The organism is Kosakonia sp. MUSA4, assembly GCF_013085925.1.
In the GTDB taxonomy this organism is placed as follows: Bacteria; Pseudomonadota; Gammaproteobacteria; order Enterobacterales; family Enterobacteriaceae; genus Kosakonia; species Kosakonia sacchari_B.
Window position 1 is genome coordinate 5166313 of sequence record NZ_CP025697.1, and the last position, 24522, is coordinate 5190834.

At 55.8% G+C, this 24522-nt stretch carries 22 protein-coding genes; 12 read left to right on the top strand and 10 right to left on the bottom strand.

Going from position 1 to position 24522, the window contains the following annotated elements; genetic code table 11:
• Window positions 1-94: 94 nt before the first annotated feature.
• A complete protein-coding gene (locus tag C0557_RS24615; RefSeq protein WP_208661982.1) occupies window positions 95-1285 on the bottom strand; it encodes an NAD(P)/FAD-dependent oxidoreductase in 1191 nt (396 codons plus the stop codon).
• Window positions 1286-1513: 228 nt separating this feature from the next.
• Between C0557_RS24615 and pitA the strand changes: the two genes are divergently transcribed.
• The gene (gene pitA / locus C0557_RS24620) at window positions 1514-3010 is read left to right on the top strand and encodes an inorganic phosphate transporter PitA (RefSeq protein ID WP_208661984.1); all 1497 of its coding nucleotides are present in this window, start codon (window positions 1514-1516) and stop codon (window positions 3008-3010) included.
• A gap of 72 nt (window positions 3011-3082) precedes the next feature.
• Here pitA and uspB read toward each other — a convergent pair whose 3' ends face one another.
• Entirely contained in the window at window positions 3083-3418 is a 336-nt protein-coding gene (uspB, locus tag C0557_RS24625) for a universal stress protein UspB (RefSeq protein ID WP_007369618.1), read from the bottom strand.
• Window positions 3419-3871: 453 nt separating this feature from the next.
• Between uspB and uspA the strand changes: the two genes are divergently transcribed.
• Window positions 3872-4309 carry a universal stress protein UspA gene (uspA, locus tag C0557_RS24630; RefSeq protein WP_007369617.1) on the top strand — a complete coding sequence of 146 codons (438 nt, stop codon included), beginning with the start codon at window positions 3872-3874 and terminating at the stop codon, window positions 4307-4309.
• Between the two features lie 66 nt (window positions 4310-4375).
• Here uspA and rsmJ read toward each other — a convergent pair whose 3' ends face one another.
• The 3 genes from rsmJ to C0557_RS24645 all read right to left on the bottom strand — a co-directional run bounded on the left by rsmJ (window position 4376) and on the right by C0557_RS24645 (window position 8603).
• The gene (gene rsmJ, locus C0557_RS24635) at window positions 4376-5128 is read right to left on the bottom strand and encodes a 16S rRNA (guanine(1516)-N(2))-methyltransferase RsmJ (RefSeq protein WP_208661986.1); all 753 of its coding nucleotides are present in this window, start codon (window positions 5126-5128) and stop codon (window positions 4376-4378) included.
• 4 nt (window positions 5129-5132) lie between these two features.
• Window positions 5133-7175: an oligopeptidase A gene (gene prlC, locus C0557_RS24640; RefSeq protein WP_208661989.1), complete on the bottom strand. Its 2043-nt coding sequence runs from the start codon at window positions 7173-7175 to the stop codon at window positions 5133-5135.
• 156 nt (window positions 7176-7331) lie between these two features.
• Window positions 7332-8603, bottom strand: coding sequence for a phosphatase PAP2 family protein (locus C0557_RS24645; protein WP_208661991.1), 1272 nt, complete (start codon window positions 8601-8603; stop codon window positions 7332-7334).
• A gap of 193 nt (window positions 8604-8796) precedes the next feature.
• On the opposite strand from C0557_RS24645, the gene C0557_RS24650 reads away from it, so the two are divergent.
• Together C0557_RS24650 and gorA are read left to right on the top strand one after the other, a co-directional pair.
• Window positions 8797-9639 carry a 23S rRNA (adenine(2030)-N(6))-methyltransferase RlmJ gene (locus C0557_RS24650; RefSeq protein WP_043956184.1) on the top strand — a complete coding sequence of 281 codons (843 nt, stop codon included), beginning with the start codon at window positions 8797-8799 and terminating at the stop codon, window positions 9637-9639.
• 82 nt (window positions 9640-9721) lie between these two features.
• A complete protein-coding gene (gene gorA, locus C0557_RS24655; RefSeq protein WP_208661993.1) occupies window positions 9722-11074 on the top strand; it encodes a glutathione-disulfide reductase in 1353 nt (450 codons plus the stop codon).
• Between the two features lie 119 nt (window positions 11075-11193).
• On the opposite strand, the gene C0557_RS24660 is transcribed toward gorA, so the two are convergent.
• Together C0557_RS24660 and C0557_RS24665 are read right to left on the bottom strand one after the other, a co-directional pair.
• A complete protein-coding gene (locus C0557_RS24660; RefSeq protein WP_208661995.1) occupies window positions 11194-11799 on the bottom strand; it encodes a histidine phosphatase family protein in 606 nt (201 codons plus the stop codon).
• Complete coding sequence (locus C0557_RS24665) at window positions 11800-12696, bottom strand: LysR family transcriptional regulator (RefSeq protein ID WP_208661997.1); 897 nt, start codon at window positions 12694-12696, stop codon at window positions 11800-11802.
• Between the two features lie 129 nt (window positions 12697-12825).
• Here C0557_RS24665 and aguB point away from each other — a divergent pair, with 129 nt between their 5' ends.
• Together aguB and aguA are read left to right on the top strand one after the other, a co-directional pair.
• The gene (gene aguB / locus C0557_RS24670; RefSeq protein ID WP_007369608.1) at window positions 12826-13710 is read left to right on the top strand and encodes an N-carbamoylputrescine amidase; all 885 of its coding nucleotides are present in this window, start codon (window positions 12826-12828) and stop codon (window positions 13708-13710) included.
• A 3-nt stretch (window positions 13711-13713) separates the two neighbouring features.
• Entirely contained in the window at window positions 13714-14796 is a 1083-nt protein-coding gene (gene aguA / locus C0557_RS24675) for an agmatine deiminase (RefSeq protein WP_208661999.1), read from the top strand.
• Between the two features lie 33 nt (window positions 14797-14829).
• On the opposite strand, the gene C0557_RS24680 is transcribed toward aguA, so the two are convergent.
• The gene (locus C0557_RS24680) at window positions 14830-15258 is read right to left on the bottom strand and encodes a GNAT family N-acetyltransferase (RefSeq protein WP_253073761.1); all 429 of its coding nucleotides are present in this window, start codon (window positions 15256-15258) and stop codon (window positions 14830-14832) included.
• A 275-nt stretch (window positions 15259-15533) separates the two neighbouring features.
• Between C0557_RS24680 and C0557_RS24685 the strand changes: the two genes are divergently transcribed.
• Window positions 15534-17183: an alpha,alpha-trehalase gene (locus tag C0557_RS24685; RefSeq protein WP_074776116.1), complete on the top strand. Its 1650-nt coding sequence runs from the start codon at window positions 15534-15536 to the stop codon at window positions 17181-17183.
• Between the two features lie 69 nt (window positions 17184-17252).
• Here C0557_RS24685 and C0557_RS24690 read toward each other — a convergent pair whose 3' ends face one another.
• The gene (locus C0557_RS24690; RefSeq protein WP_208662001.1) at window positions 17253-18842 is read right to left on the bottom strand and encodes an STY4199 family HEPN domain-containing protein; all 1590 of its coding nucleotides are present in this window, start codon (window positions 18840-18842) and stop codon (window positions 17253-17255) included.
• 156 nt (window positions 18843-18998) lie between these two features.
• Between C0557_RS24690 and C0557_RS24695 the strand changes: the two genes are divergently transcribed.
• Together C0557_RS24695 and C0557_RS24700 are read left to right on the top strand one after the other, a co-directional pair.
• Window positions 18999-19535, top strand: coding sequence for a GNAT family N-acetyltransferase (locus tag C0557_RS24695; RefSeq protein WP_208662003.1), 537 nt, complete (start codon window positions 18999-19001; stop codon window positions 19533-19535).
• A gap of 68 nt (window positions 19536-19603) precedes the next feature.
• On the top strand, window positions 19604-20002 hold the full coding sequence (locus C0557_RS24700) for a YdeI family stress tolerance OB fold protein (protein ID WP_208662005.1): 399 nt from the start codon (window positions 19604-19606) through the stop codon (window positions 20000-20002).
• Between the two features lie 44 nt (window positions 20003-20046).
• On the opposite strand, the gene C0557_RS24705 is transcribed toward C0557_RS24700, so the two are convergent.
• Window positions 20047-20805: an SDR family NAD(P)-dependent oxidoreductase gene (locus C0557_RS24705; protein ID WP_208662015.1), complete on the bottom strand. Its 759-nt coding sequence runs from the start codon at window positions 20803-20805 to the stop codon at window positions 20047-20049.
• Between the two features lie 118 nt (window positions 20806-20923).
• Here C0557_RS24705 and C0557_RS24710 point away from each other — a divergent pair, with 118 nt between their 5' ends.
• The 3 genes from C0557_RS24710 (at window position 20924) to C0557_RS24720 (ending at window position 24499) form a co-directional block, all read left to right on the top strand.
• A complete protein-coding gene (locus C0557_RS24710) occupies window positions 20924-21823 on the top strand; it encodes a LysR family transcriptional regulator (protein WP_208662017.1) in 900 nt (299 codons plus the stop codon).
• 54 nt (window positions 21824-21877) lie between these two features.
• Window positions 21878-22909, top strand: coding sequence for an inner membrane protein YhjD (gene yhjD, locus C0557_RS24715; protein ID WP_074776127.1), 1032 nt, complete (start codon window positions 21878-21880; stop codon window positions 22907-22909).
• Window positions 22910-23182: 273 nt separating this feature from the next.
• Entirely contained in the window at window positions 23183-24499 is a 1317-nt protein-coding gene (locus C0557_RS24720; RefSeq protein WP_074776129.1) for an MFS transporter, read from the top strand.
• Window positions 24500-24522 lie beyond the last annotated feature (23 nt).

Below are 24522 nucleotides of genomic sequence, written 5' to 3' on the forward strand. Positions count from 1 at the left end.
ATAAAGGTCTTAAAGGGAAGGCTGAAAGTCACCAAAAATGATAGTGATGGATGAACCCAATAGTGTGATTCACCCATCTGGCAACGCCGTCAGATTACTCCGCCAGCGCCTGCGCGCAGGCCCACGCGCTGGACCACGCCCACTGGAAGTTATAACCGCCCAGCCAGCCGGTGACATCCATCACTTCGCCGATAAAGTAAAGCCCCGGCACATTGCGGGCTTCCATCGTGCGGGAAGAGAGTTCGTGAGTATCAACGCCGCCCAGCGTCACTTCCGCCGTACGGTACCCTTCCGTGCCGTTTGGCTGTACGCGCCAGTGCGTGAGTAATTCGACCAGTGACTCCTGTTCGCGACTGTTGAGCTGCTTCAGCGTGACATCCGGGATCTGCTCCAGTTGCTGCAAACATTCGACCAGCCGTTTCGGTAACTGCATCGCCAGCGTGTTTTTCAGGCTTTGATTCGGGTGCGCTTCGCGCTGTTCATCCAGCAAGCTTGCCAGATCGCACTCCGGTAACAGATTAATGCTGACGAATTCGCCCGGCTGCCAGTAGCTGGAAATTTGCAGAACCGCCGGACCTGAAAGCCCGCGGTGGGTAAAGAGCAGATTTTCCCGGAAAACCGTGCCATCTTCAGCGGTAATAACCGAAGGCACCGACACGCCGGAGAGCGCCTGCATCTGCTCCAGTAGCGGTTTATGCAGAGTAAAAGGCACCAGACCGGCGCGTGTCGGCAACACTTTCAGGCCGAACTGTTCGGCGATTTTGTAGCCAAACGGTGAAGCACCTAGCCCCGGCATCGACAACCCGCCAGAAGCAATAACCAGCTTTGCGGCCTGCACGCTGTCACCATTCAGTTGCAACGTGTAACCCTGAGCATCGCGCGTCACGCTCAGCACTTCGCTGCGCAGGCGCTGAGTGACCTTGCCTTTTTCGCACTCGGCCACCAGCATATCGACAATCTGTTGCGCCGAGTCGTCGCAGAAAAGCTGTCCCAGCGTCTTCTCATGCCAGGCGATACCGTGCTTGCCGACCAGATCGATAAAATCCCACTGGGTATATCGCGCGAGAGCAGATTTGCAAAAATGCGGGTTCTGGCTCAAATAGGCTGCGGGTTCGACATAAAGATTAGTGAAATTGCAGCGACCGCCGCCGGACATCAGAATTTTACGCCCTGGTTTTTTGCCGTTATCCAGTAACAGCACACGACAGCCCGCCTGCCCGGCCAGCGCCGCACAGAACATGCCCGCCGCACCCGCGCCGATAACAATGGCATCAAACCTTTCCACACCTGCACCCTCATCAAAAAAATCGTGGCGGATTGTAAATAGTTCACGCTGGTCACACCAGCGCGAAGAGAGCTAAAAACAACATAGCATTGAAAAATATACGATAATTTTAAAGTTTCAGCGGAATGTAAGAAATAATGTCAAAAAAAATACATATTTCACTTTGCCGACACCGCTAATGTCCCTGATAATGCGCCGCGTTCATGACCTCAAAATGGCTTAACGTCTATGCTACATTTGTTTGCAGGCCTGGATCTTCATACCGGGTTATTACTCTTGCTTGCTCTGGTCTTTGTTCTGTTCTACGAAGCAATCAATGGCTTCCATGACACAGCAAACGCCGTGGCAACCGTAATTTATACACGCGCTATGCGTTCTCAGCTGGCGGTGGTGATGGCGGCGGTATTTAACTTCTTCGGCGTTTTGCTGGGTGGGTTAAGCGTTGCCTATGCGATTGTGCATATGTTGCCAACCGATCTACTGCTGAATGTCAGCTCCGCGCACGGCCTGGCGATGGTCTTCTCCATGCTGCTGGCGGCGATTATCTGGAACCTTGGTACCTGGTATCTGGGTCTGCCGGCTTCCAGCTCCCACACCCTGATTGGCGCGATTATCGGTATTGGTTTAACCAATGCGCTGATGTCCGGTACTTCAGTAGTGGATGCATTAAATATCCCGAAAGTGCTGGAGATCTTCGCCTCGCTCATTCTTTCGCCGATTGTCGGGCTGGTGATCGCCGGCGGTTTGATATTTATCCTGCGCCGCTACTGGAGCAATACCAAAAAACGCGCGCGTATTCATATGACGCCAGCTGAACGCGAGAAGATCGATGGTAAGAAAAAGCCGCCGTTCTGGACGCGTATCGCCTTGATTCTTTCCGCTATTGGCGTGAGTTTCTCCCACGGCGCGAACGATGGTCAGAAAGGCATCGGCCTGATTATGCTGGTGCTGATTGGCGTTGCGCCTGCGGGCTTCGTAGTGAATATGAACGCGTCAGGTTATGACATCACTCGTACGCGTGATGCCGTCAACAACGTGGAAACTTACTTCCAGCAACACCCGGCGCTGCTGCAAAAAGCCACCGGCGTTGATCCGCTGATTCCGGCGCCGGAAGAGGTGAACACGCAGCCTGGCGAGTTCCACTGTCATCCGGGTCGCGCAATTGTGGCGCTGGATCGTGCGAAGGTGATGCTGACCGGTATCGAAAACTACGAGCAGGTTCCGTTGGAGCAGCGCAGCCAGCTGCGCCGTATTATGCTCTGCCTCTCCGATATTACGGATAAAGTGGCGAAGCAGCCGGATATCAGCGCCGACGATCAGCGTCTGCTGAAGAAACTGAAAGGCGATATGCTGAGCACCATTGAGTATGCGCCAATCTGGATCATCATGGCGGTAGCGCTGGCGTTAGGTATCGGCACAATGATCGGCTGGCGCCGCGTGGCAACCACCATCGGCGAGAAAATTGGTAAGAAAGGTATGACCTACGCTCAGGGAATGTCCGCGCAGATGACTGCGGCGGTGTCTATCGGGCTGGCAAGTTATACCGGGATGCCGGTTTCCACCACGCACGTGCTCTCCTCTTCCGTGGCCGGGACAATGATTGTCGACGGCGGCGGTTTGCAGCGCAAAACCGTGACCAATATTTTGATGGCCTGGATCTTCACCCTGCCAGCCTCGATTATTTTGTCCGGCGTGCTGTACTGGCTCTCGCTGCATCTGATTTAACGCAGCGCAGGCGCAATAAAAAACGGGTCAGGAAACTGGCCCGTTTTTTTTATTCTCTGATTAGCGCAGCGCTCAATGCCAAATCATCAACGCAATCAGGCTGATGACCACCAGGCCACACAGCGAACTGGTCAAAATAAACTGACGGCGAACACGCTCACAGCGGCGGATGAATTCGTCATCATGGTGATCGCGGTAGCGCTGGGCATAGATATACCAAACCAGACGCATCTGCTTACTGGGCTGGCCGTGCGCGGTAAAAAAGCCGCCGCCATCCACGTACTGATAGAGTAAGGGATCACAACCACGAAGTACCACTAACAGCGCGCGTAGCGATGAGTAATAACGCGCCATGTTAACCAAACACACCACACATAAAGCCCAAAACAGCGCAACAGTGTTGATCACCATATCCCCTCCCCGGCGATCGCCCGCGGAGAAAGACTCCGGAACGCTCGCGCCTGGATACCCAACCAAGTCTGACAACGAATAGTGTTACCAATCCCCGGACGGGAAGACAAGCACAGGCGGAGTCCCGCAATTGACCGCATTTCCTTACGCGGATAACTGGGGGACGCCGTCTGTTTCCGTACGGTTTATTTATAGTGTAGGAGATCCGTTTATTTTTTTACCACAAGCTTAATCACCATCAATGCATCTGGCTGTAAATATTGCTTAAGTGATTCGTGATCCAGGTTAATTGACGGTGTGAAAAGAGCGTTATAAGGTAGAAATATCTTCTGAAAAGATCCTTAAGGCCGGGCGCTACGCTCACGTGAAACGCAGGATGCGGGCGCAGTGCAACTGTATCAGGGGCAACCACCCCGATGGTCATCGACAACTTATGGAAGGAGTACCACTATGGCTTACAAACATATCCTCATCGCAGTCGATCTCTCCCCCGAAAGCAAATTGCTGGTTGAGAAAGCAGTATCCATGGCGCGGCCATACAACGCGAAGATTTCCCTGATTCATGTCGATGTAAACTACTCCGATCTTTATACCGGTCTTATCGACGTTAATCTCGGCGATATGCAAAAACGCATTTCTGATGAAACTCACCAGGCGCTGACCGAGCTGTCCACTAACGCGGGCTATCCGATCACCGAAACCCTGAGCGGCAGCGGCGACCTGGGCCAGGTACTGGTTGATGCGATTAAAAAATACGATATGGATTTGGTGGTGTGCGGCCATCACCAGGATTTCTGGAGCAAACTGATGTCCTCCGCGCGCCAGCTTATCAACACGGTTCACGTTGATATGCTGATTGTCCCGCTGCGGGATGAAGAAGAAGATTGAGATTCCCGCTAACGAATAGCCGCTAGCCTGAACATAGCCCGGTACGCGCAACGCGACCGGGCTTTTTTATTCCCCGGAACCGGGGTAGATATCGAAACGATGGCTTTTGGTCACTACCGCCGATTGCGTGGCGATACCGGCCAGCGGCGGCGCGTAATCCGGGCGCTTCACCACCACGCGCTTGATGGCAAGCTTGCGCGCAGGCTCCAGCAAACCGTCGGCGTCGAGATCCGGACCAACCAGCGACTGGAATACCCGCATCTCCTTCTTCACCAGCGCGCTTTTTTGCTTATGCGGAAACATCGGATCGAGATAAACCACCTGCGGGCGCGGCGTGATATCCGCCAGGCTCGTCAGACTGGAAGCGTGAATCAGTTGCAGCCGCTCGCGCAGCCACGGGCCGATTTCCGCATCGGCATAGCCGCGATGAAGACCATCCTCCAGCAGCGCAGCAACGACCGGGTTACGCTCCAGCATCCGCACTCGGCAACCCACCGACGCCAGCACAAACGCATCGCGACCCAGCCCTGCCGTGGCATCCACCACCTCCGGTAAATAGCTGCCTTTGATGCCAACCGCTTTGGCGACGGCTTCACCGCGACCACCGCCAAACTTACGCCGGTGCGCCATACCGCCCGCAATAAAATCGACAAAGATGCCGCCCAGTTTCGGCTCATCGCGCTTACGCAGTTCCAGATGCGTCGGCGTTAACACCAGCGCCATCAGGTTGTCGTTATCCGGTTCCAGCCCGAAGCGGGCCGCAAGAACAGATAAGGCGCCGTCTCCGGCGCCTGTTTCATCCAGCAAACAGATTTTCACTGCATCAGCCTTCGATACCGTAATGCTCAAGCATGGCGTCAATCTGCGGCTCGCGACCACGGAAGCGTTTGAACAGCTCCATCGGCTCTTCCGAGCCACCACGGGTCAGGATGTTATCAAGGAACGACTGCCCGGTTTCACGGTTGAAAATGCCCTCTTCTTCAAAGCGGGAGAAGGCATCTGCCGCCAGCACATCGGCCCACAGATAGCTGTAATAACCCGCCGCATATCCGCCCGCGAAGATATGGCTGAAAGCATGCGGGAAGCGACCCCACGACGGCCCCGGCACCACGGCGACCTGACGTTTGATTTCGGCCAGCGTTTCGAGGATTTTCGCCCCCTGCTCCGGGCTGAATTCGGCGTGCAGGCGGAAGTCGAACAGGCCGAACTCCAGCTGGCGCAGGATAAACATCGCCGCCTGGTAGTTTTTCGCCGCCAGCATTTTGTCCAGTAGCTCCTGCGGCAGCGGCTCGCCGGTTTCATAATGGCCGGAGATAAACGCCAGCGCTTCCGGTTCCCAGCACCAGTTTTCCATAAACTGGCTCGGCAGCTCGACCGCATCCCACGGCACACCGCTGATCCCTGCCACACCGGCGGTTTCAACGCGCGTCAGCATATGGTGCAGGCCGTGACCAAATTCATGGAACAGGGTGATCACTTCGTCATGGGTGAACAGCGCCGGTTTGCCGTTGACCGGGCGGTTAAAGTTACAGGTGAGGTACGCGACGGGTTTTTGCAGCGAACCGTCGGCGCGGCGCATCTGGCCAACGCAGTCATCCATCCACGCGCCGCCACGTTTGTTCTCGCGGGCATAAAGATCAAGATAAAAGCTGCCGCGCAGCTCGTTGCTCTCATCGTAAAGCTCGAAGAAACGCACGTCCGGATGCCAGACATCAATATCCTTGCGCTCTTTGGCGGTGATGCCGTAAATACGTTTCACCACTTCAAACAGGCCGTTCACCGCGCGGTTTTCCGGGAAGTACGGACGCAGTTGCTCATCGCTGATGCTGTAGAGGTGCTGCTTCTGTTTTTCGCTGTAGTAACCGATATCCCACGGTTGCAGCTCATCAACGCCGAATTCGGCTTTCGCGAAGGCGCGCAGTTGTGCCAGCTCTTTTTCGCCCTGCGGACGCGCGCGTTTGGCGAGATCGGTCAAGAATTCCAGCACCTGCGCCGGGTTTTCCGCCATTTTGGTGGCCAGTGATTTAAAGGCATAGCTTTCAAAACCGAGCAGTTGCGCCAGCTCGTGACGCAGCGCGAGGATCTCGGCCATGATCGGGCTGTTGTCCCACTTGCCCGCATTCGGCCCCTGATCGGAAGCGCGGGTGCTGTAAGCGCGGTACATCTCTTCACGCAGTGCCTGGTTATCGCAATAGGTCATCACCGGCAGATAGCTCGGGATATCCAGCGTCAGCAACCAGCCTTGCTGCTCTTTGGCTTCTGCCTGCGCTTTCGCCGCCGCTAAGGCGCTTTCCGGCATGCCGGGGAGTTCAGCTTCGTCAGTAACCAGCTTGCTCCAGCCCATAGTGGCATCAAGCACATTGTTGCTATAGAGGTTGCCCAGTTCAGAGAGACGTGAGGCGATTTCGCCATAGCGCTGCTGTTTCTCTTTTGGCAGGCCGATGCCCGACAGTTTGAAGTCGCGCAGCGCGTTATCTACAGATTTTTTCTCCGCCACGCTCAGCGCCGCGTAATGCGGGCCGTCACGCAGATCGCGATAGGCGTTGTACAGCCCTTCGTTCTGCCCGACCCAGGTGCTGTACTCCGACAGCAGCGGCAGCGTTTGTTCATACGCTTCGCGCAGTTCCGGGCTGTTTTTCACTGAATTCAGATGGCTGACCGGCGAGAAGAGACGGCCAAGGCGATCGTCCACTTCAGCCAGCGGCTGACAAAGCGTGTCCCAGGTGTAGGGACCGCCCTGCGCAACAACGCGTTCCACTGCGCTCCGGCAGTCGTCCAGCGCTTTGGTCACCGCAGGAACAACATGCTCAGGAAGAATTTTAGAAAAGGGGGGGAGCACAAAAGGCGTCAATAATGGGTTGGTCATAGCGCAGTCCTTGGTATGAGGTATTGGTTAAGAATGGGGCCAAGTCCCGCAGATTTCAATCCCGCGCGCTACGCGTGCCAGGGTATCGCTGCAATAAGCAACAACGAAGAAAACGCCCGGCGGCATTGCGCTCGCCGGGCATCACACACGCAAACCTCAGCGGGATTTATGCGCCATCTCATAGGCCGCAGACAGGTTCAGGCGCTGCCAGAAGCTCTGTTCATCGTTATTGCCAGAGAGCGGGTAACCCGCCGGTATCGCCGTTTTCACCATCAGCGCACGGCGCTGGCTGGCGGAAAGATTCGGCAACGCTGCTTCCAGAAGCACATCAGCCCCTTCCGGTACTTTCAGTTTTTTCTCTGCCCCTTTCTGCTGCGGCAAATCGTACGTCATGGTGAAACGGTAGAAATCGCGCATCGCCGGGTCGCGATACGGATCGTATTTCCCGGCACTCTGCGCACATTGCGCAAGCGACGTGCCGCACTCTTTTTCCAGCGCGGCACGGAGCTGGTCGCGGGCTTCATTAAACAGGGCGCGGTATTTCGCATCATTCAGGTAATGCGCGACGTTACGCTCCGCCACCATCCTTGAACCGATGACATCCAGCGGATAGTGCACACCCAGCACCACGCGGGAATAACCGTAACGCGCGCCGCGCGACAGCAGTGCGTCAAAACGTTCCGGGATCATCTCCGCCATCAGCAGCGAATCGGTATAACCGGTATTGGTATGACCGCTGGGGAACGAGCCGCCATCCGCGGTATAAGCTTTGTTATCCTTCACTACCACGTCGTCCGGCACCAGGTGGATGCTGTTGTTCTGGATCAGGAACGGGCGCTTATAGTCGAAATGTTTTTTCGCCGCGCCGGTGCTCACTTCGCTGGCTTTGATTAACGCTGCCGCTTTGCCTAACTCGCCTTTGTCATAGGCGGTGAGAAAAGCGGTGCCCAGTTTTGGCCCCAGCGCATCGGCAATAAAATAGAGATAGCTGATCCCCTCAGCATCAGCCAGCGCCTGGCGGCGCAAACCCTGCGTGGCATCGCGGTTAATTGCCTCAACGGTATGCAGGTTGGCATCCAGCACCGGCTTTGGCAGAGCGCTAAAACTGGCGAGCAGCGCGATACCCGCCTGCTGATTCGCTTTGGTCTGGAAATCATAATCGCGCGCCTTCAGCCAGGCGCTGTCCGCCTGTTTAGCGCTCTGCGCGGAGTGCTCCAGTTGATCGCGGGTTAGCGCCGCCGCGTTACCCTGCAAGGCCTGGCGCAGCCCGGCCAGTGATTGTGCTTCCAGCGCAACATACGCCTGGCTGTCCGAGGCTGGCGTGGTGGTATTGGCGATGTCACGCGCCTGCACCAGCGGAATATCTTTTGCCATCGCCTGGTTAGCCAACAGCAGCGCGGCAGTTAAAAGAGTGAGACAGATTTTCATTTTTTATCCTTTTATTCAAACGATTACCTTGCCTGAACCCGACGCTAGCGCGGCAGTTTGACACTTTAATGACACCGTTATGTTTTGAAACCTTTTCCGCTGAAATGAAACAAGCCTGCGGTGCAGCGGTAATCTGCGGCAATCTACGGTAAACTGTGCAGAATCTCGTTTATTTTCCGGAATCTCAGTCCCCATGCTCAGTTATCGCCACAGCTTTCACGCTGGCAACCATGCCGACGTCCTTAAACACACCGTTCAGAGCCTGATCATCGAAGCGCTGAAAGAAAAAGAGAAACCGTTTCTCTATCTCGACACTCATGCGGGTGCCGGGCGCTATCAGCTTTCTGGTGAACATGCGGAGCGCACGGGCGAATATCTGGAAGGCATCGCCCGCATCTGGCAGCAGGACGATTTACCGGCCGAGCTTGAGCCGTACATGAATGCAGTGCGCCACTTCAACCGCGGTGAGCAACTGCGCTATTACCCGGGTTCACCGCTGATTGCCCGTGAATTGCTGCGCGAGCAGGACAGCCTGCAATTAACCGAGCTGCACCCGAGCGATTACCCGCTGCTGCGCCAGGAGTTTCAGAAAGACAGCCGCGCCCGCGTTGCACGCGCCGACGGTTATCAGCAATTGAAGGCCAAACTGCCGCCGGTTTCCCGCCGTGGCCTGATCCTTATCGACCCGCCGTATGAGATTAAAACCGATTATCAGGCAGTGGTGAGCGGTATTCAGGAAGGCCATAAACGTTTTGCCACCGGCGTTTACGCGCTGTGGTATCCGGTGGTGCTGCGCCAGCAGATCAAACGCATGCTGCGCGATCTGGAAGAGACCGGCATCCGCAATATTCTGCAAATTGAACTGGCCGTGCGACCGGACAGCGATCAGCGCGGCATGACGGCTTCCGGCATGATCGTCATTAACCCGCCGTGGAAGCTGGAAGCGCAGATGAACAATCTGCTGCCGTGGTTGCACAGCAAGCTGGTGCCTGCCGGTACCGGGCACACGCTGGTTCACCAGATCGTCCCGGAGTAATCGCAGCCATCGGTGGAACCTTTCGGATTGCGCGTTACAATCGCGACAATTTTCGACTTCGTTCAGGATTAAGGAAAAAACCATGAGCAAACATTACGACTACATCGCCATTGGCGGCGGCAGCGGCGGTATTGCATCGATCAACCGTGCAGCCATGTACGGTCAAAAATGCGCGCTGATTGAGGCCAAAGAGCTTGGCGGTACCTGTGTGAACGTGGGTTGTGTTCCGAAAAAAGTGATGTGGCACGCCGCACAGATCGCCGAAGCCATACATCTCTATGGCCCGGACTACGGCTTTGACACCACCGTCAACCATTTCGACTGGAGCAAACTGGTTGCCAGCCGTAGCGCTTACATCGACCGTATCCATACCTCGTACGAAAACGTGCTGGGTAAAAATAACGTCGATGTGATCCGTGGTTTTGCCCGTTTTGTTGATGCCAAAACCGTGGAAGTGAACGGCGAAACGATCACCGCCGATCATATCCTGATCGCCACCGGCGGCCGTCCGAGCCACCCGGATATTCCGGGCGTGGAATACGGTATTGATTCCGATGGTTTCTTCGCCCTGCCCGCGCTGCCAAAACGCGTTGCCATTGTTGGCGCAGGGTACATCGCCGTTGAGCTGGCGGGCGTGGTGAACGGTCTTGGCGCTGAAACGCACCTGTTCGTGCGTAAGCATGCGCCGCTGCGCAACTTCGATCCGCTGATCACCGAAACGCTGGTCGAAGTGATGGCGGCGGAAGGCCCGACGCTGCATACCCACGCGATACCGAAAACGGTGGTGAAAAACGCCGACGGCAGCCTGACCATCACGCTGGAAGATGGCCGCTCGCAAACCGTTGATTGCCTGATCTGGGCGATTGGCCGTGAACCGGCGACCGATAACTTCAACCTTGCTGCCACGGGTGTGAAAACCAATGACAAAGGGTATATCGACGTTGATAAGTTCCAGAACACCAGCGTGCCGGGGATTTACGCGGTGGGCGATAACACCGGTGCGGTAGAACTGACGCCGGTTGCCGTTGCCGCTGGTCGCCGTCTCTCCGAACGCCTGTTTAACAACAAGCCGGATGAACATCTCGACTACAACAACATTCCTACCGTTGTGTTCAGCCACCCGCCGATTGGCACCGTAGGTTTAACCGAGCCGCAGGCGCGTGAGCAGTACGGCGACGATCAGGTGAAAATCTATAAATCGTCGTTCACCGCGATGTATACCGCCGTCACCTCTCACCGCCAGCCGTGCCGCATGAAACTGGTCTGCGTCGGCCCGGAAGAGAAAATCGTCGGTATCCACGGTATCGGTTCCGGCATGGACGAGATGTTGCAGGGCTTTGCGGTTGCGCTGAAGATGGGCGCCACCAAAAAAGACTTCGACAACACCGTCGCCATTCACCCGACGGCGGCAGAAGAGTTTGTCACGATGCGCTAAGCATCAGCGGTAAAAACGACACGCCAGAGAAGCCCCAAGCGGGGCTTCTTTTTTTCACCAATGTCGCTAATGCAGAAAATCACCCTTTTTTTAAGAAGTAAGCCGCATCGCGAAACGTATCACGCGGGCAGCGTCAATAAATGGCTGGCGATTCCCCAGCGCATTACCCGGCAAGCTTGCTCGTCTACCGTCAGCAGCGAAAAGCTGGCATTCGGATGGTGGTAACGCGCGACATTGCTCAGTGAATTTTCCATCAGTTGCGCGATAACTGCCTGAATCACATGACCATGCGATACCAGCGCCACCGTTTCCTGCGAGCAAACATCCGGCAACCTGTTCAGGAAAGTGAGCAGCCGCTGCGCCGCCGCTGCCAACGATTCGCCCTGCGGCGGACGGAAATGTTCATCGTCGATAAACGGCGGATATGCGCACTGTATTTCGCTTAGACTGCGGCCTTCAAGCTCGCCAAAATGCTGCTCCTGTAGCGCGTCGTGCAACTGAAAATCACAGGCGAAATGCCCGGCTATTCGCGCCGCCATCTGCTGTGCTCTGCCCGCCGGAGAGGAGATAACAGCCCCAGGCGTTACCCCCTCGGCCTTTAACCCGGCAATCAGTGCGTTGCACTCTTCCTGCCCGCGCGGCGTCCACGGGCTGTCGAGCCGCCCCTGGATAATTCCGGCGCGGTTCCACTCGGTTTGCGGATGGCGAATTAATAACGTTTTCATCTAAACCCGCACCGCCTTCAACTCATTGATCAGCCACTGCACCGCAGGCTGATAATCATAAAGCCGATGGGTAAGCAGCAGTAAATCGTAAGATGGCGCGCCGTCGGGCAGCGCCATGATGCGCAGCGGCAACATCTTTGCCAGCTCCTGGGCAATACGGAACGGAACGCACATCAAATAACCGGTCGCGACGGCCACGCGTCCTCCGACAGCATAACTTTGCACTACCGTCGCCAGCGGACGGTAGAGATGCTGCGACAGCAGCCAGCTATCAATATGATCTGCGCCAGAGCTGACCGCCGGTAAATGGATCTGTGACTCGCTGACCAGATGTTTAAGCGTCAGGGTGTCCGGCAAATCGGTACGCTCCACGGAAGCGATCGCCACGAAATGGTCGGAAATCAGCGGGTGTCGATTAAAGTAGTGCGGAATATGCTGCACGGTATCAACGCCGATAAACGCGTCGAGTTGCCCTTTTTCTACCCGTTCAACCTTGATGGTTTCCGAAAGAATATCGACCGACAGCCGCACATTCGGGGCGATGGTTTTAAAACGGGCGGTCAGCACCGGCATAAACATAAATTCGAAGTAATCCACCGCGCCGATGTAAAAAGTATGCGCATCGCGGGCAGGATCGAAGTGGCTGGGCCCGCGCGTGGCGGTATCCAGCTTGCTGAGCGCATTCTCAATCACCGGGATCATCATCGCCGCGTACGGCGTCGGCTCCATGCCGTTGCGCGTGCGGATAAACATTTCATCTTTGAGCTGCTCGCGCAAACGGTTCAACGCATGGCTAAACGCAGATTGTGAAAGATTGGCCTTCTGCGCCGCCCGGGTCACGTTTTTCTCTTTCGCCAGGATCGGCACCAGCCGCAGCAAATTCAGATCGACTACCACTATGCACCTTTTTCATGTTTTCATGATAACAATACATTTTATGCATAACGAAGATCGTTGCTATAGTTTGCAGCAAAATAAGTGCGGATAATTTGCACTGTCTGAACCGAGACCAACGGGAGAGAATTGATGAGAAATGTAACTGTTGCCGCGACCCAGATGGCTTGCACCTGGGAACTGGAAAAAAACGTACAGAACGCGGAACGTTTAGTTCGCGAAGCGCACCGCCAGGGCGCGCAGGTGATCCTGATTCAGGAGCTTTTTGCAGCCCCTTATTTCTGCATTGATCAGAGCCCGGAGCACTACGCACTGGCACAGGAAGTGGCGACCAGCCCGCTGATTAAGCATTTCTCCGCGCTGGCAAAAGAGCTGGAAGTGGTACTGCCGCTGAGCCTGTTCGAAAAATGCAATAACGCTTACTACAACTCGCTGGTGATGATCGATGCCGACGGCAGCGTGCTGGACACCTACCGTAAAACCCATATTCCGAACGGTCCGGCTTACCAGGAAAAACAGTTCTTCATCCCTGGCGATACCGGATTCAAAGTCTGGAACACCCGCTACGCAAAAATCGGCGTCGGTATTTGCTGGGATCAGTGGTTCCCGGAAACCGCGCGTTGCCTGGCATTGCAGGGCGCAGAGCTGATCTTCTACCCGACCGCGATCGGCTCTGAACCGGCCTATCCGGATATCGACAGCCAGCCGCACTGGACCCGCGTTCAGCAGGGCCACGCCGCCGCCAACGTCATTCCGGTGATCGCTTCGAACCGTATCGGCACCGAAGCCAGTAAATACATTGAAGGCCTGGAAATGACCTTCTACGGCTCCTCATTCATCGCCGATCAGACCGGTGAACTGGTGGCGCAGGCCAATAAAACCGACGAAGCAGTGCTGGTGCACACCTTCGATCTGGATGCCGTTGCCGCACAGCGCGCCTCCTGGGGACTGTTCCGCGACCGCCGCCCGAACATGTACGGCGCGATTGCGACCTCTGATGGCAGCGTGAGGAGCTAAGCGATGGCGCAGCTGACCACGCCCGTAAAAGACGGGTTCGCAATGCCGGCAGAGTGGGCACCGCATCAGGCTGTGTGGATGATCTGGCCTTATCGCACCGATAACTGGCGCGCCAATGCCGCACCAGCCCAGCAGGCGTTTGCGGCCGTGGCAAAAGCAATTTCCCGCAATACACCAGTCATCATGGGCGTTCCTGCGGCCGAAATGGCGAAAGCGCGCGGCACCATGCCAGCGGAAGTTACGCTGGTTGAAATGGAGAGCGACGACGCCTGGATGCGTGATACCGGCCCGACCGTCGTACTGAATCAGGCAGGCGAACAGCGCGGTATTAGCTGGACGTTCAACGCCTGGGGCGGTCTGAACGGCGGGCTTTATGCAAGCTGGGATCGCGATCAGTTAGTGGCAGGCCAGGTGGCGAATTACCACCAAATGCCATGCTACAACACGGATTTAGTGCTGGAAGGCGGCTCCATCCACGTTGACGGTGAAGGCACTCTGCTGACCACCGCCGAGTGTCTGCTGAACCCGAACCGCAACCCGAATCTGAGCCAAGCGGAAATCGAGCAACAACTGCGCGATTATCTTGGCGTGTCGCAGATCATCTGGTTGCCGGAAGGCGTGTTTAACGATGAGACTGACGGTCACATCGACAACATGTGCTGCTTCGTGCGCCCCGGCGAAGTGGCGCTGCACTGGACTGATGACCAGAATGACCCGCAGTACGCCCGCTCCGCGGCGGCGTTGCAGGTGCTGGAAAACACCAAAGATGCGCAGGGTCGCACGCTGAAAGTGTGGAAAATCCCGTCGCCGCCAGCGCTGTACGCCAGCGCAGCAGAGACCAATGATGTGGAAAAAGGCACGGCGATTGAGCGCCACGAAGGCAATCGTCTGGCGGGTTCCTACGTCAACTATCTGGTCAGCAACCAGCAGATTATCTATCCGCAGTTGCACCCGGCCACCGATGGCGCGGCGCAGGCGCTGTTTGAGGAGATGTTCCCGGATTTCGTCATCACTGGCGTTCCGGCGCGCGAAATTCTGCTCGGTGGCGGTAATATTCACTGCATTACCCAGCAAATCCCGCGTTGATCCACAGCCCGGCGGTGAATGCCGTCGGGTGTTTTACAGCGTGCGCGACATCCGAATGTACTGCACCTCTTTTTTATAAAACGTCTCACCCTCAGGGGTAAAACCGAAGCGCGTATAAAACCCTGCCGCCGAGGTTCTGGCGTCCAGCGTGACCGTTTTCACCCCGTCCTGCATCAACTTATCCAGCACCGACTGAAACAGAAAACCGCCAAACCCCTGCTGCTGCCAGGCCTGCAAGGTGGCGAATTTGCGGATCTGACAACGCTGCTCGCCGATGATGAACACCGACAGGCAACTCACCACCTGAGCATTGAACAGCACGCCAAAATGTGCGGCGCTTTCATCGCCCTCCACGCGTGAAGCATTGCGCTCAAGATGCGGCCACAGTACCGCCTGGCGAATATCCAGACATTGCTCTAACGTAATAGTGGCGAAATTCACGGGTTCTCTCTCCATCGTCATGGGGCTTCCGGGCAATGTAAGCATGCAGGGGCGATTATTCATAAATCGTTGCAAATTGATTACTCTGAAAGCCGCCGCTGCGTTATTCGATTCGTTTTGCAATTTTAATAAAATTAATCAATAAGTTGCTTAATTTCTGCTTTCGCACAGCGGGAAACAAAACGTGATCTAACGCACATTTCATCCCCCAGAGATCGAAGCGAAAGTCTACGCTTTATAGATAGCCGGGACACACCCGTCATTTTTTACGACGACATCCGGAGGCCAGAGCCACTATGTTCAACCAGAAACTACAAAGCGCAGAAAACGTCGAGTTTATCATCGAAGAAGAGCTTCTCTATGAAACCGATCCGTGCGAGTTAAAACTGGATGAAATGATTGAAGCGGAGCCGGAACCCGAAATGATCGAAGGGCTACCGGCGTCCGATGCGCTGACGCCTGCCGATCGTTACCTTGAATTGTTTGAACACGTGCAGTCGTCACGTCTCTTTGCCGATAGCAAAACCTTCCCCGACTGTGCGCCGAAACGGGATCCGCTCGACATTCTGATTCGCTATCGCAAAATCAAACGCAAACCCGAGTTCGACCTGAAACAGTTCGTGAAAGCGCATTTCTGGCTGCCGGAAAACACGACCAAAGAGTATGTCTCCAATCCGGAGCATTCGCTGAAAGAGCATATCGACAATCTGTGGCCAGTGCTGACCCGCGAGCCGCAGGATCACATTCCGTGGTCGTCGCTGCTGGCGCTGCCGCAGTCGTACATTGTGCCAGGCGGTCGATTCAGAGAGACCTACTACTGGGACTCTTACTTCACCATGCTGGGGCTAGCGGAAAGCGGCCGCGACGACCTGCTGCGCTGTATGGCCGATAACTTTGCGTGGATGATCGAACGCTACGGCCATATTCCGAACGGCAACCGCACTTACTATCTGAGCCGTTCGCAGCCACCTGTTTTCGCTCTGATGGTGGAGCTGTTTGAAGAGGATGGCGTGCGCGGCGCGCGGCGCTACCTTGAGCATCTGCTGATGGAGTACGCCTTCTGGATGGATGGCGCTGAATCGCTGGTGCTGAACCAGGCTTACCGCCATGTTGTGCGGATGCCGGACGGTTCGCTGCTTAACCGTTACTGGGACGATCGCGATACGCCGCGAGACGAATCCTGGCTGGAGGACGTGGAAACCGCCCGCCACTCCGGCCGCCCGGCGAATGAAGTTTATCGCGACCTGCGCGCAGGTGCCGCCTCCGGCTGGGATTACTCCTCCCGCTGGCTGCGTGACGCGCACCGGCTGGCGAGCATTCGCACCACGCAGTTTATTCCCATCGATTTGAACGCCTTTTTGTTCAAACTGGAAAGCGCGATCGCCAATATTTCCGGGCTGAAGGGCGACCGCGAGCGTGAAGCGGAATTCCGCCAGAAAGCGAGCGATCGCCGCGCGGCGGTTAACCGCTATCTGTGGGATGAGGAGAATGGCTGCTACCGCGATTACGACTGGCGCCGTGAAGAGATGGCGCTGTTCTCCGCCGCCAGTATCGTGCCGCTGTATGTCGGTATGGCAACGCATGAGCAGGCGGATCGGCTGGCGGAATCAGTGAAAAATCGCCTGCTCACACCGGGCGGTATTCTGGCAACGGAATATGAAACCGGCGAACAGTGGGATAAACCCAACGGCTGGGCGCCGTTACAGTGGATGGCGGTGCAGGGCTTTAAGCTTTACGGTAACGACGCGCTGGGGGACGAGATCGCCCGCAGTTGGCTGCAAACGGTGAATCACTACTACCAGAATCACCACAAGCTGATCGAGAAGTACCACATTGCCAGCAGCACGCCGCGCGAAGGGGGCGGGGGTGAATACCCGCTGCAGGACGGTTTCGGCTGGACAAACGGCGTGGTACGCCGGTTAATCGGGCTGTACGGCGAGCCGTAACGCTCGCCGAGCTTCGTCAATTGCGCCATCGGGTTCAACGCCCGATGGCGCTTCGCTTATCAGGCCACCTTAATCGATGGCGTTATAAATGGCGGTCTGAATATCCGCCCACTTACGGTTTTCGTCATTCGGCTCTGCCTGGTAACGCAACTGCGCCTGTTCCATCTCATAACGCTGACGCTCAACCACCGGTTTTATGGTGCAAAATGCCCGCAAATAACTTTTGCTGATCGATGACAACCCCTTGTTATTTGTCGCCATTTCATGGGTCAACGTGCTGATAAACCGACGGCAGGGGCGATTCTCATCCATTTGAATCCGGTAACGCAGCAGCATATCCAGCACCTCAATATGATTGGCCTCCACCGCCTGCTCCGTCCACGACAGTTTCCAGTTCATTCCGGTACGCAAAAACAGCGACACCACGCGCGTATCGTTACGATCGATTGCCGAGCGGAAGTTGTTCTCGTCGCGCGGCAGCCCCATGCGGCTCAGCTCCTCTTTCGGCGAGATTTTTTCCTTATCCTGCGAAATGGGCACCGTAATGCCGCTTCCGTGCACCATCGGTGCCTGAACATCACTGAGGAACAGCCAGAACCCACCAATCGCCACGATTAGCGCCACCACGCCCACTGAACCCCATAACACGCTGACAAACAGCTGCTCGCGCTCTTCGCGGCTACGTACCGGGCGTTTAGCCGGTCTGTCGATACTGTCACGCATTGGCATCGCATCACCTCCTGCGGCGCGGTCTTTTTTTCGCGCCTGCTCCCAGAAAGCGTCTAAATTATCGCCCGCCTCGCGCAATATTTCGGCGGGATTGGTTGTGGTGCGCCCCTCTTCCCATGCGCTTTGTACCGGTCCCGTAATCTGCGGATAGTAGCTATTCAGTAAACTGAGCTGATTGGAGGTCAGCGGCTGTCCCGCCACGACCAAAGCGCGCATGTGTCGCACATCATCGAGGAACGTGTGCAACGTTTTACGCGTTTCCAGATACAGGTTTAATACCGCGTTATCGTTAAACAAACGGGCGTAATGCTGGCTGAACTCTTTTTTATCCACCAGCAGTAACGCCAGCTCGCTAAAGCGCATCCCGCTCAAAATATCGTTGCGATCGCCCAACCGCAGCCAGCGGCGCACATGATCGGCGCCAAACTGCGTTTTCAAATGGTTACGCAGCCGCTCCGTATCCGGCCAGGCCTGCGCCACCAGCGAGGTGATCATCATCTCCAGCGCGCGCAGTTGCTGCTGACCGCGCTGCTGCTGGCTCTCCTCCACTTTTAGCGATGTGCTGTAACTGAGTAGCGGCTGCCGGGTTCGCAGATTTTCCAGCGCGCTAACAAAGCGGAGCGCGGCAATCAGTTGATTTTCCGTCACGTTCTGCCCGCTCTCATAGCGCGGGACAAGCTGCTGCAAGTGGCGGAGCTGCAAAGTGAACTGTGTTAATTCCGCATCGTTGAGTTTTAGTCGTTTAGCCACCGCGCCCCAGCCACCCATGCTCAGACGCGCAATATCAAGTTGTTCTAAAAACCAGCGCGGATCTTTACCCTCGTCGAAACGGACATTCAGTAATAACAGAATTTCGACGGACGCCTGGCGAATCACGGCAATGCATTTCTCAAACTGTTCACCCGTATTAACAGGGGCGTTACTTGTCATTATTTTCCTTTAAGTACAACTGAAGAAATAATTATCTGGCCAGTGTTAGCGCTTAATTTTTTCTTTAATTACGTGTAGTTAAAAGATAGACCACTTAGGGATTATGATCAGTGATACTGGTTTCAACGCGTAAAAAAACGGCCGGAGACATTCGTCATGCTTATATTTCATACCCCCAGATTGACCTGTTCGCCGATGGTTGAAGACGACTGGCCTTTCTTTCTCGCGCTGCAACAGCACCCCGATGTCATGCGCTACATCTCTGATGCCCGTACCGAACAGGAGATTCGCGAAGCCTTTGACTCGCGTCTGGTCGCCTGGCAACCCGGTAGCACACACTGGCTCTGTCTGCTGGTACGCGATAACGCCACCGATACTCCGCTGGGCGTGACGGGCTATATCCATCGGGATATTGATTGTGCCGAAGTGGGCTTCCTGTTCGCCCCTGAAGCGCAGGGCAAAGGCTACGGTCAGGAATCGCTCACCGCCCTGTGTCATTACGCGTTTAACCAGGGCGGTATTCGTCGGCTGGTCGCTACAGTCACCGCCGGGAATCTGGCTTCGCGCCGCTTACTGGAAAAAACAGGGTTTGTACTGGAAGGCGAACTGCGGGAGGCCTGGTGGCTGGCGGGAGCGTGGCATAACGACTGGCTGTTTGGCTTACTGCGCCATGAATATACAGAAAAAGGCTAATTTACCAGCACATCGCACGCCCTTCTGCCAGGCTTAAAGACGTGTTCCGGCAACTGACAGGAGAAGTTATGAAGAAAACTGTGCTCACCCTCTGTGTAGCAACACTGTTCTCCATGACGGCATTCGCCGAAGATTCACCCGGTCTGAAAACCGATAAAGCCCCGCCACCGCCGCACAAGATGGAGGATGGCTACCGTGGGATGGAAGATGCGCGAAGCTCCACCATCAAAGACGCCAAAGCCATGCATGACGGCGCATCCGTCTCGCTGCGCGGCAACCTGGTGAAAAAGGAGGGCAAGGATCGCTACCTGCTTCGCGATAAAACAGATGAGATAAAGGTGATGATTCCGCTGGCGCTGTTCGACGGCAAATCCGTATCGCCGGATGAACTCGTCGGTATCAGCGGCTCGCTGGATAAAAAACAGCAGCCTGCGTTTATCCGGGTTACGCATTTTCAGAAACAGTAGCCGATGCGCGCCCGGCAGCCAGAAGCCCGCCGGGCGTCGTCATTTTACAGGAACATACCGCCAGAAACTTCCACGCGTTGCGCGTTCATCCAGCCCAGCTCATCGCTCAGCAGCGCCGCCATCGCATCGCCAATATCGTCCGGCAGGCCTACGCGCCCCAGTGCGGTTTGCGCAGCGAGATACTGATTAATCTGCTCGTTATCACGCACCTGGCCGCCGCCAAAATCGGTTTCGATAGCGCCCGGCGCGATGATATTCACCGCGATTCCACGCGCGCCCAGCTCTTTCGCCTGATAACGGGTCAATACTTCCATCGCCCCTTTCATGGATGCGTACGCGGCATATCCTGGCTGGCAAAAACGCGCCAGGCCACTGGAAACATTAAGAATACGACCGCCATTTTTCAGCAACGGCAGCAGATTCTGCGTCAGGAAGAATGGCCCTTTAACGTGGATGTTCACCAGTTGGTCAAACTGCGCTTCGGTGGTATCAGCAAACGCCGCGTGAATGCCGATTCCGGCATTGTTCAATAAATAATCGAACGTCTCACCCTGCCAGACCTGTTTCAGCTGTTCATGGACTTCACGGGTAAAGGCAGCAAAGCTCGAAATATCGCCGACGTTCAACTGCAATGCCACGGCTTTCACGCCTTTTTCTTCAATTTCGCGTACGACTTTCTGCGCTTCTTCGGCGTTGCTGTTGTAGGTCAGGATAATGCCCGTTCCCTTTGCTGCCAGCTTCAGGGCCGCATTTTTACCCAGCCCACGGCTGCCGCCGGTCACTAATGCAATAGGTTGTGTCATAAGAAACCTCGTTTTCGCTGATGTGGAGAGTGAGAAAAGCTTATTAGCTGACACAGAAACAATAAAGGTGCTAAATTACGCTTCACTGTTTCAGTCAAGACAACAATAGAGTGTCGGCATGGATAAAATTTACGCAATGCAACTGTTCATCCGCGTCGCGGAACTGGAGAGTTTTTCCCGGGCGGCGGATTCAATGGGATTGCCTAAAGGTAGCGTATCTCGCCAGATTCAGGCGCTGGAAACCCATCTCGGCACCCAGTTGTTGCACCGCACCACCCGCCGGGTACAGCTCACGCAGGACGGAATGGTCTATTACGAGCGAGCAAAAGATCTGCTGGCGAATATGGATGAGCTGGACGGCCTGTTTTTGCACGACCCTTCCAGTATCAGCGGGCGATTGCGCGTGGATATGCCGGTCGGCGTGGCGAAAAATCTGGTGATCCCGCGTTTACCCACTTTCGTGCAGCAGTATCCCGGTATTGAACTGGAGCTGAGCAGCAGCGATCGGCTGGTCGATATTATTCGTGAAGGTTTTGACTGCGTAGTACGCGTTGGCACGCTAAAAGATTCCGGCTTAATCGCCCGCCAGCTTGGTCGGTTATCGGTCATTAATTGCGCCAGCCCCGATTATCTGGCGCGTTTCGGTTACCCGGAAAGCCTTGATGATTTGTCCTCTCATGCGCTGGTGCATTACGCGGTGAACCTCGGTACACGTCCGCAAGGTTTTGAAGTCTGGCAGGATAAGCAGACGCGGTGGGTAAAAACCGGCGGCATTCTGACGGTGAACAGCACCGAAACCTATCAGGCCGCCTGCCTTGCCGGGCTGGGGATTATTCAGGTGCCGCGCGTCGGCGTGCGCGAAGCGCTGCGTGCCGGAAAGCTGGTCGAAATTCTGCCGCAATATCGCGCCGAGCCGATGCCGGTCTCGCTGATTTACCCGCACCGCCGCAATCTCTCCCGCCGCGTGCATCTGTTTATGGAGTGGCTGGTGACGGCGCTGAAGGATTATGTCGATTAGCGCCAGGCTATAATTTCCGTTACAGACATATTCAGGAGAAGGAAAAAAGCGCTGATGACGCCGGAAAATCATGAAAAACGCCCGACGCAAGATCTCGACTATGAACCCGTAAGGAAGATGACGGAACAGCCTGCCCAGCAGAAAAACGCCACGGAAGGAAAAGTCAGCAGCACGCTGGCGACCGTGACCGACACGGCGCAAAAACTCCGGCGCCTTCCCGTCATCGCGCACCTGATCCGCGCTACAGAACGCTTTAATGATCGTATGGGAAACCAGTTTGGCGCGGCCATCACCTACTTCTCTTTTCTGTCGATGATCCCGATTCTGATGGTCTCGTTTGCCGCCGCCGGGTTTGTGCTGGCCTCGCACCCGACGCTGTTGCAGGACATCTTCGACAAAATTGTGTTGAGCGTCAGCGATCCAACCATGGCGGCAATGCTGAAGAACACTATCAATATCGCCGTACAACAGCGCACCACGGTGGGGATTGTCGGGCTGGCCATCGCCCTCTACTCCGGCGTGAACTGGATGGGCAACCTGCGCGAGGCAATCCGCGCCCAGTCGCGCGATGTCTGGGAGCGCAATGCCCAGGACGCGGAGAAAATCTGGGTGAAATATTTCCGCGACTTTATTTCGCTGATTGGTCTGCTGATCGCCCTGATTGTCACGCTGTCGATCACCTCGATTGCTGGTTCGGCGCAGCAGATGATTATCTCGGCGCTGTATCTCGACAATATCGAGTGGCTCAAACCGGCCTGGCGGCTGATTGGCCTGGTGATCTCGATATTCGCCAACTATCTGCTCTTTTTCTGGATCTTCTGGCGCTTGCCGCGTCATCGCCCGCGCAAAAAAGCGCTGATCCGCGGCACCTTTATCGCTGCCATTGGTTTTGAGGTGATCAAAATCGTGATGACCTGGACGCTGCCATCGCTGGTGAAATCGCCCTCCGGCGCGGCGTTTGGTTCGGTACTCGGGCTGATGGCATTCTTCTACTTCTTTGCCCGTCTGACGCTGTTTTGCGCCGCATGGATTGCCACCGCGCAATACAAAGGTGACCCGCGCATGCCGGATAAAACCCGCCACTAAATTCGCGGTCGGGCTGAGTGAAAATGTAAAATATCAGCCCGATCTCGCTTTTCAGCATGAAAATCCAGGTCGTAACTTTTATTTAACCGAAAACCAGTTTTATCCACTAATTTATAAAATGTGTGAAGCATTTCATGGAAGAGAAATCGCACGTGTGAAAATTATCCGCTTTTTGCGCATTTTTCCCGCGATTTGCCGTTTTGTTACAGATTGAAATGTCGCTTTTGCTGTGGCTAATATGGCTGTTCGTTCGCGCAAAAATAAGAAAATTCTATGCAAGCTACAGCTACCACTTTCGACAACGAGCAGGAAAACCCACCGGTAAACTCACGCAATAAAGTCGTCGTTGCTTCTCTGATTGGCACCGCTATCGAGTTCTTCGACTTCTACATTTACGCGACCGCTGCGGTCATTGTTTTCCCGCATATCTTCTTCCCGCAGGGCGACCCAACGGCAGCCACGCTGCAATCGCTGGCGACCTTCGCCATCGCCTTTATCGCGCGTCCGATTGGCTCTGCGGTGTTCGGCCACTTCGGCGACCGCGTTGGCCGCAAAGTAACGCTGGTGGCGTCGCTGCTGACCATGGGCATCTCTACCGTGGTGATCGGCCTGCTGCCGGGCTACGAAACGATCGGCGTGATGGCGCCGTTGCTGCTGGCATTGGCTCGTTTTGGCCAGGGCCTGGGGCTTGGTGGCGAGTGGGGCGGCGCTGCGCTGCTGGCCACGGAAAACGCCCCGCCGCGCAAACGCGCGCTGTACGGTTCTTTCCCGCAGTTGGGCGCGCCCATCGGCTTCTTCTTCGCGAACGGCACATTCCTGCTGCTCTCCTGGCTGCTGACCGACGAACAGTTTATGAACTGGGGCTGGCGCGTACCGTTTATCTTCTCTGCGGTACTGGTGCTGATCGGCCTGTACGTGCGCGTTTCGCTGCATGAAACACCGGTGTTCGCCAAAGTCGCGGCTGCGAAAAAACAGGTGAAAATTCCGCTGGGTACGCTGCTGACCAAACACGTCCGCGTGACGGTGCTGGGTACTTTTATCATGCTGGCAACCTACACGCTGTTCTACATCATGACGGTCTATTCAATGACGTTCAGCACCTCGCCGCAGGGGCTTGGCATGCCGCGCAATGAAGTGCTGTGGATGCTGATGATGGCGGTAATTGGCTTCGGCGTGATGGTGCCGGTGGCGGGCCTGCTGGCCGATGCGTTTGGCCGTCGCAAAAGTATGGTGATCATCACTACACTTATCATTCTGTTCGCGCTTTTTGTCTTCCCGCCGCTGCTGGGTTCCGGTAACCCGGTGCTGGTGATGACTTACCTGCTGATTGGCTTAAGCCTGATGGGGCTGACTTTCGGCCCGATGGGCGCACTGCTGCCGGAACTGTTCCCGACGGAAGTGCGTTATACCGGTGCGTCATTCTCCTATAACGTGTCGTCCATTCTCGGCGCGTCCGTGGCACCGTATATCGCCACCTGGCTGCAGGCGAATTATGGCCTGATGTATGTCGGGTTCTACCTGGCGGCCATGGCGGGGTTGACGCTGATTGCGCTGCTGCTGACCCACGAAACCAAACACCAGTCGCTGTAATCCTTTCCCCTCTCGCCACCGGC